This window comes from Aquiflexum sp. (genome assembly GCF_041749095.1).
In the GTDB taxonomy this organism is placed as follows: domain Bacteria; phylum Bacteroidota; class Bacteroidia; order Cytophagales; family Cyclobacteriaceae; genus Aquiflexum.
In genome coordinates, this window is record NZ_JBGTCA010000525.1 from 1 (window position 1) to 1,900 (window position 1,900).

At 37.6% G+C, this 1,900-nt stretch carries 3 protein-coding genes; all 3 read right to left on the bottom strand.

The genetic code is table 11. The annotated features are described in order from the left end of the window. On the bottom strand, window positions 1-1,027 hold a 1,027-nt coding region (locus ACEW8O_RS23615), incomplete at its 3' end, for an adenylate/guanylate cyclase domain-containing protein (RefSeq protein ID WP_373497090.1). Window positions 1,028-1,054: 27 nt separating this feature from the next. Next, on the bottom strand, window positions 1,055-1,429 hold the full coding sequence (locus tag ACEW8O_RS23620; RefSeq protein ID WP_373497091.1) for a response regulator: 375 nt from the start codon (window positions 1,427-1,429) through the stop codon (window positions 1,055-1,057). A 5-nt stretch (window positions 1,430-1,434) separates the two neighbouring features. Further along, a partial coding sequence (locus tag ACEW8O_RS23625) for a sensor histidine kinase (RefSeq protein ID WP_373497092.1) occupies window positions 1,435-1,900 on the bottom strand: 466 nt, incomplete at its 5' end.

Sequence of the window (1,900 nt, forward strand, 5' to 3'; positions counted from 1 at the left end):
TATACACCATCAGCGGCACCTTTTTGTTTTTCATTTCCATAAGTCCGATGGGCTCACATTTAAATTTATTTTTGATAATTTGATAGCTATTTTCAGCTATAAATAATTGACCTGGCTTTGCAGATGATTGAAGGCGGGCAGCTGTATTGACAGTATCCCCAATTACCGTGTAATCCAATCGTCTTAATGTCGAAGATCCTATATTACCGCTGATCATTTCACCTGTATTGACACCTATGGAGACATTGGGTTTGAAGTTCATTTTTCCTTCAACTTCCGGTTTATTGGATATTTTTTCTATGATGTTCAGGCAGGAATTAATAGCCCGCTCCAGATGGTTTTCTCCCTTGAATACAGCAAGGACAGCATCGCCCATAAACTTATCTACAATGCCGTTTTCTTCGATAATTGACCTGGCCATCATATCGAAATACTCATTTAAAAGACCCACGACTTCATCTGGTGGGTGGTTTTCACTGATAGCTGTAAATCCACATATATCGATAAATGCGACCGTTGCTTGTATAGTTTCATTGTCAAACAAAGAAGCACCTATTTCACGGCTACCCATAAAGTTGAGAACGGTCTCATCGACATACATCTTCAAAATATTGTTTTCTTTCATGGCCTTTAAGGTGTCCTTGATCATTCCAACATGTTTGACAGTTCTGTCAATGGTGATTTCAAGGTCAGAAAAATTAACGGGCTTGGTGACAAAATCAAAGGCACCTCTGTTCATGGCAGTACGGATATTATCCATATCTCCATAAGCAGAAACAATGACTGATTTGAGCAAGGCATTTTTCTCATTCAATCTGGAAAGCAATGTTAATCCGTCCATTTCAGGCATATTGATATCACTCAACACCACGTCCACATCATGATGTACTTCCAATTGTTCCAAAGCATGTCTTCCGTTAATGGCAAAAATGAATTCATATTCATTTTGCCGGATTTTTTGCCGGAATTTCTGCTTGATCAGGACTTCCAAATCAGCTTCATCATCAACTACAAGTATCTTCGCCATATTTATAAAAATCTAATTGTACTCTCTTCAATTCAATAATTCTTTTATTTCTTTTTTAAGGGAATCAAAATCAATGGGTTTGGTAAAGAATTCTTTTGCACCGGAATTGATTGCTTTATTAAAATTTTCACTGTCACCATAAGCCGAAATCATGCTTACATTGATTTGAGGAAAACGTTTTTTGATTCTATCCAGTAATTCAAGTCCGGTCATTCCTGGCATGTTGATGTCAGAGAAAACATAGACTACCTTTGGTGGATCAGATTCTTCCAGAATACTTATGGCCTCTGCCCCGGAAAATGCAAATACCAGTTCGAGTTCCCCACTTCTTACTTCCTTACGGAATTTTTGACGGAAGAGCATTTCAACATCTTTTTCGTCGTCAACTATTAAAATTTTCATACCATTCAATCTTTATTAAGCTTATTTATTAATGTGATACTAAATTTTGTGAAATTACCCACTTGTGAGTTTATTTCAAGGGTTCCATCGTGGGCTTTTACAATATCATGTGTTATACTCAATCCTAAGCCTGTACCTTCTGTTCCTTTTTTGGTGGTAAAAAACGGCATCAGCAATTTATCCCTGTTTTCTTCGGCTATGCCCGGACCATTGTCTTCTACTTCCAACAATATCTTTTCTCCTATTTCCTTTGTCCGTACGGTCAACTTGGGCAAATAGCCGTTTATGTTTTCGTTGGTTTTATCCCTCATGGCATCAAAAGCATTTTTGCAAAGGTTGAGGATTACCCTGCTAAAGTCTTCCGGATTGATTTGGACTTTTGATAGCTTTTCGTCCAACTCCAACTTTATATCCACATTGATCGGGTTTTTGTTTGCCCTCATGCCATGAAATGCCAGATTCACATATTCT

What these genes read in the sequence shown, in the direction of transcription:
- ACEW8O_RS23620 (WP_373497091.1), bottom strand. Translation starts at nt 1,429, where the DNA reads ATGAAAATTTTAATAGTTGACGACGAAAAAGATGTTGAAATGCTCTTC.